Source organism: Pseudomonas sp. LA5 (assembly GCF_028640825.1).
Taxonomy (GTDB): domain Bacteria; phylum Pseudomonadota; class Gammaproteobacteria; order Pseudomonadales; family Pseudomonadaceae; genus Chryseomonas; species Chryseomonas aestiva.
In genome coordinates this window covers 153,924-169,472 of record NZ_JAQYZY010000051.1, presented here as the reverse complement: position 1 = coordinate 169,472, position 15,549 = coordinate 153,924, and the positions used below count along the sequence as shown (strand labels likewise).

The 15,549-nt window shown below is 67.7% G+C and carries 15 protein-coding genes; 4 read left to right on the top strand and 11 right to left on the bottom strand.

The window, feature by feature from the left end:
* Nucleotides 1–29 precede the first annotated feature (29 nt).
* The 3 genes from nirB (at nt 30) to PVZ72_RS18550 (ending at nt 3,429) form a co-directional block, all read left to right on the top strand.
* Nucleotides 30–2,579 carry a nitrite reductase large subunit NirB gene (nirB, locus tag PVZ72_RS18560; protein ID WP_273862667.1) on the top strand — a complete coding sequence of 850 codons (2,550 nt, stop codon included), beginning with the start codon at nt 30–32 and terminating at the stop codon, nt 2,577–2,579.
* Nucleotides 2,580–2,581: 2 nt separating this feature from the next.
* Nucleotides 2,582–2,938, top strand: a complete 357-nt coding sequence (gene nirD / locus PVZ72_RS18555; RefSeq protein WP_273862666.1) for a nitrite reductase small subunit NirD — start codon at nt 2,582–2,584, stop codon at nt 2,936–2,938.
* A 281-nt stretch (nt 2,939–3,219) separates the two neighbouring features.
* A complete protein-coding gene (locus PVZ72_RS18550; protein WP_133859878.1) occupies nt 3,220–3,429 on the top strand; it encodes a hypothetical protein in 210 nt (69 codons plus the stop codon).
* A gap of 4 nt (nt 3,430–3,433) precedes the next feature.
* On the opposite strand, the gene PVZ72_RS18545 is transcribed toward PVZ72_RS18550, so the two are convergent.
* The 5 genes from PVZ72_RS18545 to PVZ72_RS18525 all read right to left on the bottom strand — a co-directional run bounded on the left by PVZ72_RS18545 (nt 3,434) and on the right by PVZ72_RS18525 (nt 8,493).
* Complete coding sequence (locus PVZ72_RS18545) at nt 3,434–5,968, bottom strand: bifunctional diguanylate cyclase/phosphodiesterase (RefSeq protein ID WP_273862665.1); 2,535 nt, start codon at nt 5,966–5,968, stop codon at nt 3,434–3,436.
* A 161-nt stretch (nt 5,969–6,129) separates the two neighbouring features.
* Nucleotides 6,130–6,714, bottom strand: a complete 585-nt coding sequence (locus PVZ72_RS18540; RefSeq protein ID WP_187978664.1) for a DUF4136 domain-containing protein — start codon at nt 6,712–6,714, stop codon at nt 6,130–6,132.
* 62 nt (nt 6,715–6,776) lie between these two features.
* Complete coding sequence (locus tag PVZ72_RS18535; RefSeq protein ID WP_273862664.1) at nt 6,777–7,388, bottom strand: DUF4136 domain-containing protein; 612 nt, start codon at nt 7,386–7,388, stop codon at nt 6,777–6,779.
* A 47-nt stretch (nt 7,389–7,435) separates the two neighbouring features.
* Nucleotides 7,436–8,191 (bottom strand): methyltransferase domain-containing protein, encoded by a 756-nt coding sequence (locus tag PVZ72_RS18530; protein WP_273862663.1) that lies wholly within the window; start codon nt 8,189–8,191, stop codon nt 7,436–7,438.
* Nucleotides 8,188–8,493, bottom strand: a complete 306-nt coding sequence (locus PVZ72_RS18525) for a nucleotide pyrophosphohydrolase (protein ID WP_187978667.1) — start codon at nt 8,491–8,493, stop codon at nt 8,188–8,190. The genes PVZ72_RS18530 and PVZ72_RS18525 overlap by 4 nt, the downstream gene beginning before the upstream one ends.
* Before the next feature lie 131 nt (nt 8,494–8,624).
* Between PVZ72_RS18525 and PVZ72_RS18520 the strand changes: the two genes are divergently transcribed.
* Nucleotides 8,625–9,743 carry a hypothetical protein gene (locus PVZ72_RS18520; protein WP_273862662.1) on the top strand — a complete coding sequence of 373 codons (1,119 nt, stop codon included), beginning with the start codon at nt 8,625–8,627 and terminating at the stop codon, nt 9,741–9,743.
* A 132-nt stretch (nt 9,744–9,875) separates the two neighbouring features.
* On the opposite strand, the gene PVZ72_RS18515 is transcribed toward PVZ72_RS18520, so the two are convergent.
* The 6 genes from PVZ72_RS18515 to PVZ72_RS18490 all read right to left on the bottom strand — a co-directional run bounded on the left by PVZ72_RS18515 (nt 9,876) and on the right by PVZ72_RS18490 (nt 15,212).
* The gene (locus PVZ72_RS18515; RefSeq protein WP_187978669.1) at nt 9,876–10,346 is read right to left on the bottom strand and encodes a helix-turn-helix domain-containing protein; all 471 of its coding nucleotides are present in this window, start codon (nt 10,344–10,346) and stop codon (nt 9,876–9,878) included.
* 355 nt (nt 10,347–10,701) lie between these two features.
* Nucleotides 10,702–11,121, bottom strand: coding sequence for a GNAT family acetyltransferase (locus tag PVZ72_RS18510; protein ID WP_187978670.1), 420 nt, complete (start codon nt 11,119–11,121; stop codon nt 10,702–10,704).
* 106 nt (nt 11,122–11,227) lie between these two features.
* On the bottom strand, nt 11,228–12,253 hold the full coding sequence (locus PVZ72_RS18505; protein WP_133859869.1) for a peptide ABC transporter ATP-binding protein: 1,026 nt from the start codon (nt 12,251–12,253) through the stop codon (nt 11,228–11,230).
* Nucleotides 12,240–13,271 carry an ABC transporter ATP-binding protein gene (locus PVZ72_RS18500; RefSeq protein WP_133859868.1) on the bottom strand — a complete coding sequence of 344 codons (1,032 nt, stop codon included), beginning with the start codon at nt 13,269–13,271 and terminating at the stop codon, nt 12,240–12,242. The genes PVZ72_RS18505 and PVZ72_RS18500 overlap by 14 nt, the downstream gene beginning before the upstream one ends.
* Nucleotides 13,268–14,179, bottom strand: a complete 912-nt coding sequence (locus PVZ72_RS18495) for an ABC transporter permease subunit (protein WP_027602553.1) — start codon at nt 14,177–14,179, stop codon at nt 13,268–13,270. Before PVZ72_RS18495 ends, PVZ72_RS18500 begins: the two co-directional genes overlap by 4 nt.
* A gap of 22 nt (nt 14,180–14,201) precedes the next feature.
* Nucleotides 14,202–15,212 (bottom strand): ABC transporter permease subunit, encoded by a 1,011-nt coding sequence (locus tag PVZ72_RS18490; protein ID WP_133859866.1) that lies wholly within the window; start codon nt 15,210–15,212, stop codon nt 14,202–14,204.
* Nucleotides 15,213–15,549: the final 337 nt, after the last annotated feature.

Below are 15,549 nucleotides of genomic sequence, written 5' to 3'. Positions count from 1 at the left end.
TGATTGGCCTCGGCCGGGGGATAGCCTCCATGAACAGCATCGTGACCCGCAAAGAACGCCTGATCGTCGTCGGCAACGGCATGGTCGGCCATCACCTCGTCGAGCAGCTGCTGGCGGCCGGCGCCCTGGACCACTACGAGATCCATGTCTTCGGCGAAGAGCGTCAGCGCGCCTATGACCGGGTCCATCTCTCCGAGTACTTCGCCGGTCGCGACGCCGAATCCCTGGCCATGAGCGAAGCCGGCCTCTATGCCGTGCCCGGCCTGGTGCTGCACCTGGGCTGCGCGGTGACCGCCATCGACCGCGAGCAGCGCGAGGTACTGACGCCCGAGGGTGCCTTTGGCTACGACCGCCTGGTACTGGCCACCGGCTCCTATCCCTTCGTGCCGCCCATCGAGGGCGCCGAAGGCGACTCGCGCCTGGTCTATCGCACCCTGGACGACCTGGACACCATCCGCCTGGCCGCCGCCAGGGCGCGCCGCGGCGTGGTGGTGGGCGGCGGCCTGCTCGGCCTGGAAGCGGCCAATGCGCTGAAATCCCTGGGTCTGGAGGCCCATGTGGTGGAATTCGCCCCGCGGCTGATGCCGGTGCAGCTGGATGACCTCGGCGGCGCCGCGCTCAGGCAGCGCATCGAGGACCTGGGCGTGGGCGTGCATCTGTCCAAGGCCACCCAGAACATCACCGCCGGCAGCGAGTATCGCTACCGCATGAACTTCGCCGGCGAGGATTTCCTCGAGACCGACCTGATCCTGTTTTCCGCCGGCATCCGGCCCCAGGACGCCCTGGCCCGCAACTGCGGCCTGGAACTCGGCGCCCGCGGCGGGGTGGCGGTGGACAACGGCTGCCTGACCAGCGATCCCTTCATCCATGCCATCGGCGAATGCGCCGCCTGGAACGGCAGCATCTTCGGCTTGGTCGCCCCGGGCTACCAGATGGCGCGCCTGGTGGCCGCCACCCTCTGCCATGGCCAGGCCACGCCCTTCACCGGCGCCGACATGTCCACCAAGCTCAAGCTGCTGGGCGTGGACGTGGGCTCCATCGGCGATGCCCACGGCGCCACCCCCGGGGCGCGCAGCTATCGCTACATCGACGAAGCCAGCGCCAGCTACCGCCGCCTGGTGGTCTCCGCCGACGGCAAGCACGTCCTCGGCGCCGTGCTGGTGGGCGACAACAGCTACTACGACACCCTGCTGCAATACGCCCAGAACGGCATCCCGCTGCCCCAGGATCCGGCCAGCCTGATCATGCCGGTGGGCGAGGGCGCCCCGACCCTGGGCGCCGATGCCCTGCCGGCCACAGCGACCCTCTGCTCCTGCCACAACGTCACCAAGGGCGCGGTCTGCGCCGCCATCGACGCCGGCTGCACCGACCTCGCCGGCATCAAGAGCTGCACCAAGGCCGCCACCGGTTGCGGCGGCTGCGCGGCACTGGTCAAGCAGGTGTTCGAGCACGAGCTGATCGCCCGCGGCGTCGAGGTCGACAAGAGTCTCTGCGAACACTTCGCCCACACCCGCCAGGAGCTCTATCACCTGGTGCGGGTTGAAGGCATCCAGAGTTTCGACGAGCTCCTGGCGCGCCACGGCCGCGGCCAGCATGGTTGCGACATCTGCAAGCCGGCGGTAGCCAACGTCCTGGCCTCCTGTTGGAACGCCCCCATTACCGATCCGCACCTGGTGCCGCTGCAGGACACCAACGACACCTTCATGGCCAACATGCAGAAGAACGGTACCTATTCGGTGGTACCGCGCATCCCGGGCGGCGAGATCAGCCCGGAAGGCCTGATCGCCATCGGCCAGGTGGCGAAGAAATACGATCTCTACACCAAGATCACCGGCGGCCAGCGCATCGACCTCTTTGGCGCCCAGTTGCACGAGCTGCCGGACATCTGGGGCGAGCTGATCGCCGCCGGCTTCGAAACCGGCCATGCCTACGGCAAGTCCACCCGCACGGTGAAGAGCTGCGTGGGCAGTACCTGGTGCCGCTACGGGGTGCAGGACAGCGTCAAGATGGCGCTGGACATCGAGCACCGCTACAAGGGCCTGCGCGCGCCGCACAAGCTCAAGTTCGCCGTCAGCGGCTGCACCCGCGAATGCGCCGAGGCGCAAAGCAAGGACATCGGCGTGATCGCCACCGAGAACGGCTGGAATCTCTATGTCTGCGGCAATGGCGGCATGCGCCCGCGCCACGCCGAGCTGTTCGCCACCGACCTGGATGACGAAACCCTGATCCGCTACATCGACCGGCTGCTGATGTTCTACATCCGCACCGCCGACCGTCTGCAGCGCACCTCGGTGTGGCGCGAGTCGCTGGAGGGCGGGCTGGACTACCTCAAGCAGGTGATCATCGAGGACAGCCTGGGCCTGGGCGCCGAACTGGAAGCCCAGATGCAGCTGGTGGTAGATCGCTACGAATGCGAATGGGCCAACGCCCTGAACGATCCCGACAAGCTCAAGCGCTTCCGTACCTTCGTCAACCAGCGCGGCAACGACCCGGACATCCACTTCGTCAAGGAACGCGGCCAGCGCCGGCCGGCTCGCCATGGCGAACTGCACCTGATCAACCTGACCGAGGAAGCCTGACCATGACCCAGACCAATACCGCCCGCGCCCTGGAGCCCCGCTGGCAACCCCTGTGCAGCCTGGCCGACCTGGTGCCCCAGTCCGGTGTGGTGGCCCTGCACGAGGGTGAGCAGGTAGCGCTGTTCTACCTGCCGGAGACCGAGCAGAAGGTCTTTGCCGTGGGCAATCGCGATCCCAAGTCCGGCGCCAACGTCATCGGCCGCGGCATCGTCGGCCAGCTGGGCGCGGATCTGGTGATCGCCTCGCCGCTGTACAAGCAGCACTTCCGGCTGGCGGACGGCGGCTGCCTGGAGTATCCCGAGCAGGCCCTGCCCATCTGGACGGTACGACTGAATGGCGAGCGAGTGGAGATCGCCTGAGGCGGCTTAGCCCTCACCCCAACTCTCTCCCGGAGGGAGAGGGGGCGGTCCGGAGTGGGGCGGGGCTTCGGGCGTAACCCGTACAGCGCCTAGCCTGGACAACGGCGCCGGCTTGTCCGGGTTCCCCGCCGAATACCGCTATCCCCATTGTTGCAGCTGCCGCAGTGCAGCTTTGCGCAATCGGGACCTGCGCCGGGCGGCGAAATGACTGCCGGGGGACGATACTCAAGGAGCGGGGACGCTGTCTGCCGATCCTGGTCATCGTCCCGCCGGAGGTCACCATGCGCCTGACAAGAACAATTCGCTCCGCGCTGTTCATCGCCCTGCTCTCGGCCCTGGCCGCTATCGCCCTGTTGGAGGGCTGGCGCGCGCAACCGGTGGGCGAACTCACCCTGCGCGCCGATCCGGTCTGTACCCACGGATATGCACCCTATGGCTGCTATCCGGTTCCGGCCCGAGGCGGCGATCTGGGGTGGCTGGAGCGCCTCTAGGTCGTCAACCCGCCTGCAGGTCGGTTGCCAGCAGCGCTGCCAGCTCGCGGTCAGTCAAAGAGGGACCGACCAGGGCCCCTTGGACCTCATCGCAATGCTGCGCCTGCAGCCAGGCCAACTGGCCGGGCGTCTCCACGCCCGTTGCCGTCACCCTGAGGCCCAGGGTTCGTCCCAGGCCAATCAGAGCCTGGACGATGGCGGCATCGACCTGCTGATCTTCCAGGTGCGCGACCAGTCGGCTATCCAGGCTGATGCCATCCAGCACGGGGTGGCGCAGCGCCTCCAGGGCGCTTGAACCTCGGCCGAAGTCGGCCAGACTCAGGCGCACGCCCAGCGCCTTGAGCGGCATCAACATCGGGGCGCTGTCTGCCTGCAACAGCGCCTCGGACAGTTGCAGCTCCAGGCGTTCCGCTGCCAGGCCGCTCGTCTGCAAGGCGCGGGCGACCGCCGCCACCAGGGCCTCGCCATCGGCGAACGGACGTGCGGACAGATTGATGATCAGCCGCAGTGGCGCGGGCCAGGTCGCGGCAGCGTGACAGGCGTTGTCCAGCAACCAGAATTCCAGGGGAACGCTGAGTCCGGTCTCCTCGGCCAGGGGCAGGAGGACCTCCGGCGGTAGCAGGCCGCGCTGCGGGTGGGCCCAGTGCAGCCGGACCTCGATGGCGCTCAGCCGACCCTCGGCGGCGCTCCGCCGGGGCAGGTAACCCAGGCGCAGCTGGTCGAGCGCCAGCGCCTGGCGCAGCTCCTGTTCCAGGTCACGCCGCTGGCTGAGCTGGGCGTCCATCGCCGGGGCATGGAAGCACCAGCCGTTGCGGCCCGCGGCCTTGGCCTGGTACAGCGCGATATCCGCCAGGCGCAGCAGGTCCTCGACCTGGCTGGCCTGCTCCGGCGCCTGGGCGATGCCGATGCTGGTGCCGACGCTGACCGACTGTTCCTCCAGCAGGATGGGTCGGCCGATGGCATTCACCAGCCGCGCACAGATCTGGTCGACGGTTGCCACATCCAGGTGACCGAGCAGCACCACGATGAATTCGTCGCCGCCCAGGCGCGCCACCAGGCCGCCAGGTCTCAGACTGGCCTGCAGACGCCGGGCGATTTCCTGCAGCACCCGATCGCCGGCGGCGTGGCCGAGGCTGTCGTTGACCGGCTTGAAACGATCCAGGTCCAGGCTGAGCAGCGTCAGCGGGGTCCTGGCTTGCGTCAACTTGCGCGCCAGATAGTGCTGCAATTGCAGGCGATTGGCCAGGCCGGTCAGGCTGTCGTGTTGCGACAGGTGTTCGATTTCCGCCTGGGCATTGACCGCGGCGGTGATGTCACTGGCGGTGCCGCGAAAGCCAGCGTCCTTGGGCAGCGGTCGGGCGGTGATCTCGCAGACCCGGGAGTGACCCAGGCGGTCGCGATAATGGCAGCGCAGCACCTGGCGCTCGTCGAGCTGGCGAGCATTGCCCTGGAGCCAGGCAGCGAGCGGGGTCGTCTCGCTGCTGAACAGCTCCGCCAGCGGCCGCCCGAGCCAACTGCCGGGCGTATGCCCGGTGATGCGGGCGAAGCGTTCGGACAGATAGGTGATGCGGCCCGCGGCATCGCTTTCCCACAGCCAGTCGGAGGCGGCCTCGGCGAGTTCGCGAAAGCGCCTTTCGCTGCGACTCAGTTCGGCCTGGCTGGCGATCAGGGCATCGAACTGTTGGTCGAGTTGCCGCGCCGAATTCAGCGCATGGCGGATCAGCAGGGCCAGCACCAGCCCGAGCAGCAGCACCCCGGCCAGAAAGACCGGCAGGGTGCGGTGCAGGAGCTGGGCGCCGGGTTGCGGCGGTTGCCAGTTGAGCAGCAGCGGTGAATCCAGGAAGCGCAGCGTTTCGTGATCGACCAGGGGCACCCGCGACGCCTCGAGTCGCGGCAAGCCATAGGTATCGCTGAGATGGGCCAGGGTGTCCGGATCGAGCACGTTGACGAACAGCATCACCGACGGGGCGCCGGGACCCGGGGCCACGCTGTAGCTCGCTCCGGGCGTGATGGTGGCCGCGGCGACCAGCGCCGGGACACCACCCACGCTCAGCACCCGTACCAGGCTCTCGGTCTCGCCAGGACGCTGGCGGGTGGCCGCCAGCAGGCCGGCCAGATCGCCTTCGAGCCATTGCGCCGCCGCGCGCTCCGTCGGCCGGCCATCGATCACCGCATAGACGGTACGATCCTGCGGATCCAGCACGAAGACCCCGTTGTAGCCATAGAGCTCATAGGGGATGTCGCCGACGTTGCGCTCGTCGTTGGCCCAGAAGAGGTCGACCGCCAGGTGCAGGTGCTTGTAGGCCTCACCCCACTTGGCGTAGTTGATGATGTTGTGGCCGATCTCGTTTTCGACCTGCACCAGGGTGCGGTCGATGTAGGTCCGGGCGCGTTGCTGGACGTCGGCGTCCTGGCTGGTGGCGGTCCTGATCAGCAGGTAGCAGCCGAGGCCAAGCAGGATCGGCAGGGCGCAGATGACCGGAAAGAGGCGCAGCAGCAGGTTGTGGCTGCGGCGGGTGGCGATGGGCGTGGACGGCATGGTGAACCTGGGCGGTGCTGGACGACGGTCAGGATTCCCGCGAGGTGGCCAAGGACGGCGCGAGGGGTGCCTGGCCAGCGGCCATTATCCGCCACCATCACCCAGCCGTCTGCTCGCGGCCTGACCAGGGGCAGCGCTGAGCTGCCCGGACGGTCGACCGTTCAAGGCCGCGGTGGATAGCTGACCAGCAGCTCGTTGATCAGACGGCTGAAGGCGGCGCTGCGTTGGCTGGGCGTGGCGTTCTGATCGTCCAGCAGGCGCTCTTCGCTGGCACGCCAGACCAGCTTGCCGTCACGGCCATCGAGCATGTCGAGCTGGACCGTCATCACCGGGTAGGTGACGGTCTGGGTGCGCACATAGCTTGGTCCCCAGGGGCCGGGACCCCAGGCGGAGCCCCAGGGACCGCCCCAGCCCGGACCCCAGTAGGGATCGGCATAGCTGTAGCTCTGCTGGCGCTGGTCGAGGATCACATAGAGCTTGAGCTTCAGATCCGGGCGCGTGCCCGCCGCCGCGGGGCGCAGCCCGCGCTGGTCGAGGCCACTGCTCACCGAATCGCGCAGGCGCTGCTCGGTGAGATCGCTGCGCACCCGCGGATCGTTGGGGCGGTACTCGATGGCCGGGTCCGCCCAGCCCCAGCTGCGATAGGCGGCGAAGTCGCGGCTGGCGTCATAGTCCAGATTGCGCGGGCCGCGCTCGGCGCAGGCCGCCAGCAAGAGGACCGCAAGCAGCAGGAGACAACGTTTCATGGGCGATCCTCTGAGGTGAGCGCGCTAGTCTGCTTGGACTGGCTTAAGGGCCACTTATCCCTTCAGCTCGGCGGATAGTTGGCCAGCAGGCGGCGGGTGGTCTCGCGCAGGGTGCGCGCGCGTTCGCCGCTCTTGCCGTTGCTGGCCTGCTCGGCGGCCGAGTGCCAGAGCACCTGGCCGGTGGCGGGATCGAGCAATTCCACCTCCAGCACGTCGACCAGGAAGGTCCGGGTGCGGGTCCGCGCCTGGCCGACCGTGGCGCCATAGCCCGGGCCGTAGCCATAGGGCCCGTAGCCGCCGTAGCCGTAGCTGGTGTCGTAGTAGTCGGTGTATTGCTCGCTGCGCTGCTGCTGGGTCAGGCGGGCGCGTACCTGCAGATCGGCGCGGGCACCGCCGATGGCGGGCCGCAAGCCGCGCTGGTCGAGACCATCGGCCACCGCCTGCTGCACGGTCTGGCCATCCAGGCCGCCGCTGACCACCGCGGCGCCCGGTGCCCAGCTCCAGGTGCGATAGCGACTCCAGTCACGCGGTGCCGGCGGATAGGCCGCCGGATCCTGCTGCGGCAGTACCGGGAGCGACGCCTCTGGCAGGCTGCTGGCGACATAGGGATTGGGCGTCTGGCAACCGGCCAGGGCGAGCAGCGCGAGCGACAGGTAGAACAGGGGGCGACGCATGACCGGTTCCTCGAAGGAATGCTGGCCAGAGCATACCGCGCCCTACGTCATCCTGCCTTAGCTTGGCAGAGCCAATGCAGATAGCGCCCCAGGCCCGCGAAAGCCGGGTGCCGCCGGTGGGCCAGTTCCATGGCCACCAGCTCCTCGCCGTCGGCACGGGTCTGGAATTCCGGCGGCATGTAGTCGTGAAAGACCCGGACGCCACTGCGCGCCCGAACCTGCCAGTCCGCCGCCAGCCAGGCCTCGACCTCGCGCGGATCGAGGGGCCGTTGCGGCGTGAGGCCGCGTTGGCCCGCGCCGGCGTATTCACCCTGCCGGAGTTTGCGAAAATGCCCCTTGAGCAGGTTGCGATAGATCAGGGCATCGCGGTTGTAGAAGGCCAGCGACAGCCAGCCGTCCGGGGCCAGGCAGCGTTGCAGGGTCGGCAGAATCGACGGGGGCGTTTCCAGCCATTCCAGCACCGCGTGGCAGAGCACCAGGTCGAAGGGCTCGGCGAAGGCGGGCAATTCCTGCCAGGGCAGCGCCAGCCAGGCGGCGCTGACCCCGGCCGCGGCGAAGGCCTCCTGGGCCCCGGCCAGCATGGGCGCCGAAGGCTCGGCCAGGGTCACGGCATGGCCCTGCTGCGCCAGCCAGAGACTCATGTGGCCGAGCCCGGCGCCGATGTCCAGCACCCGCAGCGGCCGCGCGGGCAGTACCTCGGCCAGATCCGCCTGCAGCACGGCCAGGCGGATGGCGCCCTTGGTGCCGCCATAGATGTTGGCGGCGAAACGGGTGGCGCGGTCGTCGAAGAAGGTATCGGTCACGGCAGGAAACGCCTCTCGTTGTCGGCCAGCTTGGCCAGCACCGCCTGCTCCACGTCCAGCTCCAGTTCGCTGCCCAGTTGCAGCAGATAGAGCAGCACGTCGGCGATTTCCTGGCCGGCGTGTTCGCGCTCGGCGGCGCTCAAGGTGCGGGCTTCGGCATCGCTCTTCCACTGGAAGATCTCCACCAGCTCGGCCATCTCGACGCTGGCGGCCATCGCCAGATTCTTGGGATTGTGATAGCGGCGCCAGGCGTTGGCATCGCGGATCGCGTGCAGGCGGGTGAGCAGGGCAGGGAGGTCCATGGGCGTCCGGGGGTCGACAAAACGCCATTCTCCCATGGCGAGACGGCTGTCGTCCGCCGGCCTGCGCGACAGCCTGACGCCGCTGTTCTACCCTGGGGCCCATCACCGACACCCCGGTTGCTGGAGCCCTGATGAAATCTTGCCTGACCGGACTGGGCTTGGCCCTGCTGTTGACCACTGGCGTCGCCCATGCCGAAAAGCTGCTCTTGGAGGGCACCCTGGGCCAGGTCCGAGTGGTGGTAGAGGTCGATTCCACCGCCAACGACGAAGCCTATGGCCGCTACTTCTACGACCGCTATCGCCGCGACCTGCGCCTGAGCGGTCCGGCGCAATCGGGCGACCGGCTCAAGCTGGAGGAGGGTGCGCCCTGGCAGGACGGTCCCAAGGCCAGCTGGTCACTGACGCGCGGCAAGGATGGTTCCTGGACCGGCACCTGGAGCGGTGCCGGCAAGACCCTGCCGCTCGCCCTGGCGCCGCTGCAACCGGGGCAGTCCGCGGCAGCGGATCGCTATCGGCAGAAATTGCGCCAGGACGATCCCTATGAGTATCGCCGCCTGCAGGGACTCAGGCTGGAACAGGGCGAGCGCCAGACCTTCATGGGCCGGGGCCTGCGCTGGTGGCGCGAGCCGGTCTCGGGCATGCGGCTGTTCACCGTGGAGGGTGCCAGCGAGGCAGCCAATGCCGTACTGCGCGAACGCCTCTGGGCGGAGGTCGATGCCCACCTGAGCTGCATCGGCGCTGACGGCGAGCACAGCCTGGAGGTGACCCCGCAGCTGCTCAGCGAGCGGGTGCTCAGCGTCAATCTGTTCAGCCAGTACAGCTGCAGCGGCGCGGCTCACCCGGATTTCGGCAGCGCGCCCCTGACCCTGGATCTGCAGACCGGCGAGGAGCTGGCGCTGGAGGATTTTCTCTGGTTGGGCCACGGCCAGCCGATTCGTCCGCAGCCGGAGGATCGCTATTCCCAGGCCCTGGCAGACTATAGGCAACAGACCCTGGCGCCCTGGGTGATCCGGCTGTTCACCCGCCTGTATCCGCAACTGATGCAGGCGCCCGCCGACGGCGACGGCTGCGACTATCGTAGCGCCGACGTCTGGCAATTCGCGCCCTGGTACCTGACGCCCAAGGGCCTCTATCTCGGCCCGACCTTCTTCCGCGCCGCCCGCAACTGCGACGAACCCGGCGGCACCCTGGTGCCCTACGCCGAAGTCCGCAAGCATCCGGGGCCGCTGGTGGACCTCCTGCCCCGCTGACGTAGGTTGGAGCTGAGCGCAGCGAAGCCCAACAGCGCCGCCTGCCTCGAAGGTCTGGCTGCCCAGTAGCAGCACCATGACCAGCTAGGCGGTTCAGCTGCGCCTAACGCTGGTGCCGATCGGTGGCTTTTCCTACTTCCGCAAGAGCTTTTGCAGCCGGGCGTGCTGCCAGAGGGCGATCCTGTCGCGCAGGAAGAAGGTCTGGATGCCACGACCCAGCAACAGGATTCCCCAGATGGCGGCGACCCACAGGGACCAGTGGCTGTCAGGCGAGGTCGCGCGATTGAGCACATAGAGAAAGACACAGATGACCATGCCGCGCAGCACCTGCCAATAGAAGCCGATCTCGGCGGCGACCTGTTCACGGGCATTCGCGATTCGCTCGTCTGCAGCGGATCCCACTGCTTGAGTGGCTTGACCTGTCAGGTCGGCAACGCTGATTTCCAGAACGGCAGCCAGGGCGCTCAGGGTCTCCAGACTGGCCTGCTCGCCATTTTCGATGCGTTGCACCGTACGGGTGCTTATGCCCGCGAGTTCAGCGAGCTGCTCTTGCGACCACGCTCGGGCCAGGCGGTGTTCCTTGATTTTGTTGGGCAGTTGCATCTCGGTTTCTCCAGCGGTGGTGGACGAGCAAAAGCCTAGCCGCAAGGCCCTCTGTCCGACACGACGACAACCCGACAGCAGCCTGACAGCGAGGTGACAGGGACCTGACGGCCTCGCTGACAGGGAAGAGCGGAAGCCCGTCTCCTGACAGGGTCTTCCCTGTCCATCCACTCTACACCGGCTACACGCGGTGAAAACCGTCCAGGGATTTCCACAGCAGGTTCGGCTCCGCGGGGTAAGGCTGCGCCGTTACCCACCCTACGATCAGCCGTGAGCCCGTAGCGTGGAAAACCGCAGGGGGTTCTCCATTGGACGTTGAGTATCGGCAGCGGACAGGGCTTCGCCGCCTTCCACCCTAGTCGTCGGCGATCAGCCGCTTGCCCAGGGTGACGACCTCGGCCTCGGCATAGCCCAGGGCCGCATAGAAGCCGAGGATCGCCGCATTGTCCCGGCGCACCATCAGCTGCAGCTTGGGACAGCCGCGTTCGCTCAGCAGCTGTTCGGCGGTCGCCACCAGCCGCCGGGCATGGCCGCGGCGCTGATGCTCCGGGGCAACTGCGAGGTAATAGAGCCAGCCGCGATGACCGTCGGTGCCGACCATGGCGCTGGCCATGAGGGTGCCGTCCGCTTCGCCCACCAGGAACAACTCGGGTTGTTCGGCGAGCTTGCGCTGGATGTCGCGGTAGGGATCGTTCCAGGGGCGAGTCAGTCCGCAGGCCTGCCACAGATTGATCACGGCCTCGGTGTCGGCGGACTGGAAGGGGCGGATGTGCATGGGGCGGGATCTCCATCGCGGCCATGGCGGTGCGCCGTAGCGACCGCTCCTACAGGTTACGGTACACCCTGTAGGAGCGGCCCATGGCCGCGATCAGCTTTTCCAGCTAGAGAAAGTTCTCCGCATAGTGGCAGGCCACCTGGCGGGCTTCCACGTTGCGCAACGCCGGGACCTCGGTCTTGCACTTCTCCGTCGCATAGGGGCAGCGACGGTGGAAGACGCAACCGGGTGGCGGATCCAGCGGGTTGGGCAGCTCGCCCTGGATGCGGATGCGCGGCTTGCTCGGGTCCGGGTGCAGACTCGGGGTGGCCGACAGCAGCATCTGGGTATAGGGATGCAGGGGCCGCTCGAACAGCAGGTCGCGGCTGGTCTTTTCGACGATGCAGCCCAGGTACATCACCATCACTTCATCGGCGATGTGGCGCACCACCGACAGGTTGTGGGAGATGAACACATAGGCGGTCCGGTACTGCTGCTGCAGATCCATGAACAGGTTGAGCACCTGCGCCTGGATGGACACGTCCAGCGCCGAGGTCGGCTCGTCCGCCACCAGCACCTTGGGCTGCAGCATCATGGCGCGGGCTACGGCGATGCGCTGGCGCTGGCCACCGGAGAACATGTGCGGATAGCGCTGGTAGTGCTCCGGCCGCAAGCCCACCTGCTGCATCATCGCCTGTACCTTCTCGCGCCTTTCGGTGCGGGAGAGGCTGGTGTTGATCTGCAGCGGCTCGGCCAGCTGGTCGCCGATCTTGCGGCGTGGATTGAGCGAGGCATAGGGATTCTGGAACACCATCTGCACCTCGCGGCGCAGTTCCTTGCGGCGGGCGGCGTCGGCGTTTGCCACGTCCTGACCGCCGATGACCAGGCTGCCGGCGGTGGGCTGCTCGATCAGGGTCAGGGCGCGGGCCAGGGTCGACTTGCCACAACCCGACTCACCCACCACGGCCAGGGTGCGCCCGGCCTGAAGGTCGAAGGAGACGCCGTTGAGCGCCTTGACCGTGGCGTTGTCCTTGAACAGGCCGCGGGAGATTTGATAGTGCTGGGTCAGGCCCTTGGCTTCGAGCACGAGGTGCTCGGGCGCCTGCTCCGGGGTGGTGGAGCGGGCGAGGACGGTGGCTTCAGACGGCGCCATGGCGATCCTCCGGCAACTGGCTGGGACGTTGATGTTCGGGCAGCACCGCAGGCGCCTCGCCCGGGGCGACGTTGCGCGGGAAGAAGCAGCGCACCGCACCACGGTCGTAGGGCTCCAGCGCCGGACGCTCCTGGCAGCGCGGCTGCACATAGGGGCAGCGCGGGCTCAGCAGGCAGCCGGCGGGCCGGTCGTAGCGACCGGGAACGATGCCGGGCAGGGTGTGCAGGCGGTCCGTCTGGCTGTGCTCGGGAATGGCCGCCAGCAGGGCTTCGGTATAGGGGTGGGCGGGGGCGTCGAACAGGGTCGGCACCACGCCTTTCTCCACCGCCTGGCCGGCGTACATCACCACCACGCGCTGGGCGGTCTCGGCCACCACGGCGAGGTCGTGGGTGATGAGGATCAGGCCCATGCCCTCGTCGCGCTGCAGATTGACCAGCAGCTCCATGATCTGCGCCTGGATGGTCACGTCCAGGGCGGTGGTGGGTTCGTCGGCAATCAAGAGGCGCGGCTCGGCGGCGATGGCCATGGCGATGGCGACGCGCTGGCTCATGCCCCCGGACAGCTGGTGCGGATAGGCGCCCAGGCGACTGGCCGCGGCCGGGATCTCGACCTTTTCCAGCAGCTCCAGGGCGCGCTGGCGAGCGGCGCGACCCTTGAGGCCCAGGTGCTGGCGGATCACCTCTTCCAGCTGGAAGCCCACGGTGTAGCTGGGGTTGAGCGCCGTCATCGGGTCCTGGAAGACCATCGACAGCTCCTTGCCGATCAGATGTCGCCGGCGGCGGCCCTTGAGGCTGAGCAGGTCCTGGCCGTCGAAGGCCAGGCGGTCGGCGGTGATGCGGCCGGGGTGATCGATCAGGCCCATCACGGCCATCATGGTCACCGACTTGCCGGAGCCGGATTCACCGACGATGGCGACGATCTCGCCCTGATCCACGGTGAGATCGAGGCCTTCCACCACCGGCGGGGCGTCGGTGCCGCCGAAGCGCACCGAGAGGTTCTGGATTTCGAGGAGGCTCATGACTGCACCTTCAGACGCGGATCGAGGGCATCGCGCAGGCCGTCGCCCATCAGGTTGATGGCCAGCACGGTGAAGAGGATGGCGAGACCCGGTAGGGTCACCACCCACCAGGCGCGCTCGATGTAGTCGCGGGCCGAGGCCAGCATGGTGCCCCACTCGGGGGTGGGCGGCTGCACGCCGAGGCCGAGGAAGCCCAGGGCGGCGGCATCGAGGATCGCCGAGGAAAAGCTCAGGGTCGCCTGGACGATCAGCGGCGCCATGCAGTTGGGCAGCACGCTGACGAACATCAGCCGCAGGGTACCGGCGCCGGCCAGCCGCGAGGCGGTGACATAGTCGCGATGCAGTTCGCCCATCACCGCGGCGCGGGTCAGGCGGACATAGGAGGGCAGCGAGACGATGGCGATGGCCACCACGGTGTTGATCAGGCCTGGGCCGAGGATGGCGACGATGGCCACGGCCAGCAGCAGCGAGGGCAGCGCCAGCATGATGTCCATCAGACGCATGATCACCGGACCGGCACGGTTGGGCGAGAAGCCGGCGACCAGCCCGAGCAGGATGCCGGGGATCAGCGAGAAGACCACCGAGGCCAGACCGATCAGCAGCGACAGCCGGGCGCCATGGATCAGCCGGCTGAGCAGGTCACGTCCCAGCTCGTCGGTGCCCAGGGGGAACTGGCTGTTGCCACCGTCCAGCCACAGCGGCGGGGTGAGCATGAAGTCGCGGAACTGCTCGCTGGGCGCATGGGGTGCGACCCAGGGCGCGAAGAGCGCGCAGAACACCACGATGACCATGAAGATCAGCCCGCCGAGGGCGCCCTTGTTGCGGGCGAAGGCGTGCCAGAACTCCTTGAAGGGAGAGGGATAGAGGGCGCTCGGGTCTTGGGCGGCCGGGGTGTTTACCGTTGTCATAGGCTCTGTCCGTATGGGCGCATCAACGCTGGTGGCGGATGCGCGGATTGACCAGGCCGTAGAGGATGTCCACGACGAAATTGACCAGGATGACCAGGGTGGCGATCAGCAGGATGCCGTTCTGCACCACCGGATAGTCCCGGGCGCCGATGGCCTCGATCAGCCACTTGCCGATGCCGGGCCAGGAAAAGATGGTCTCGGTGAGCACCGCGCCGGAGAGCAGGCTGCCGACCTGCAGGCCGAGCACCGTCAGCACCGGGATCAGGGCGTTGCGCAGGGCGTGGACGAAGACCACCCGCCCCGGCGACAGGCCCTTGGCGCGAGCGGTGCGCACATAGTCCTCACGCAGGACCTCGAGCATGGCCGAGCGGGTCATGCGGGCGATCACCGCCAGGGGGATGGTGCCCACCACGATGGCCGGCAGGATCAGGTGCTTGAGGGCATCGACGAAGGCGCCGGGCTCGTCGGAGAGCAGGGTGTCGATGAGCATGAAGCCGGTGCGCGGCGGGATGTCGTAGAGCAGGTCCAGGCGACCGGAAACCGGGGTCCAGCCGAGCTGCACGGAGAACAGCATGATCAGCAGCAGGCCCCACCAGAAGATCGGCATGGAATAGCCGGTCAGGGCCACGCCCATCACCCCGTGGTCCACCGTGGTGCCGCGCCTGAGGGCGGCGATGATGCCGGCCAGCACACCGAAGACCGTGGCGAACAGCATGGCCGCCACCGAGAGTTCCAGGGTGGCCGGGAACAGGGTCAGGAATTCGTCCCAGACCCCGACGCGACTGCGCAGGGATTCGCCTAGGTTGCCCTGGGCAAGGTTGCCGATGTAGTCGAAATACTGCTGGTACAGGGGCTTGTCGAGGCCCAGGCGGTGCATGGCTTCGGCGTGCATCTGCGGATCGACGCGGCGTTCGCCCATCATGACCTCCACCGGATCGCCGGGGATGAGGCGGATCAGGGCGAAGGTCAGCAGGGTGACGCCAAAGAACGTCGGTATCAGCAGCCCGAAGCGACGGGCGATGAAGGCGAGCATCGGAGGGGGTATCTCCTCTTGAGGCTGATCAAGACGGCGCGAGTACATGCCCGGCCGCGTTTTTAAGTGAGAGCCCGCGCAAAAGCTAATGAGCTTTTGATCTGACTCTCAGACCTTGTGGGTCTGGATTCATCCCTGACGAGACCATCCTGGTCCGCAACGAACGACACCTGCGGACAGCAGGCTCGTTCGGTCCTACGAATAGGTTCGAAGAGCGCTCTGGAGCAAGGCTCCAAACCCGGCAGACTACCACGTTGCCACGGGCGTCGATATCCTCGACACGGCCCGGGCTTCGCCGGTGTTCGCAGCGCGATCCCGGCCAGATGCCGGACACTGC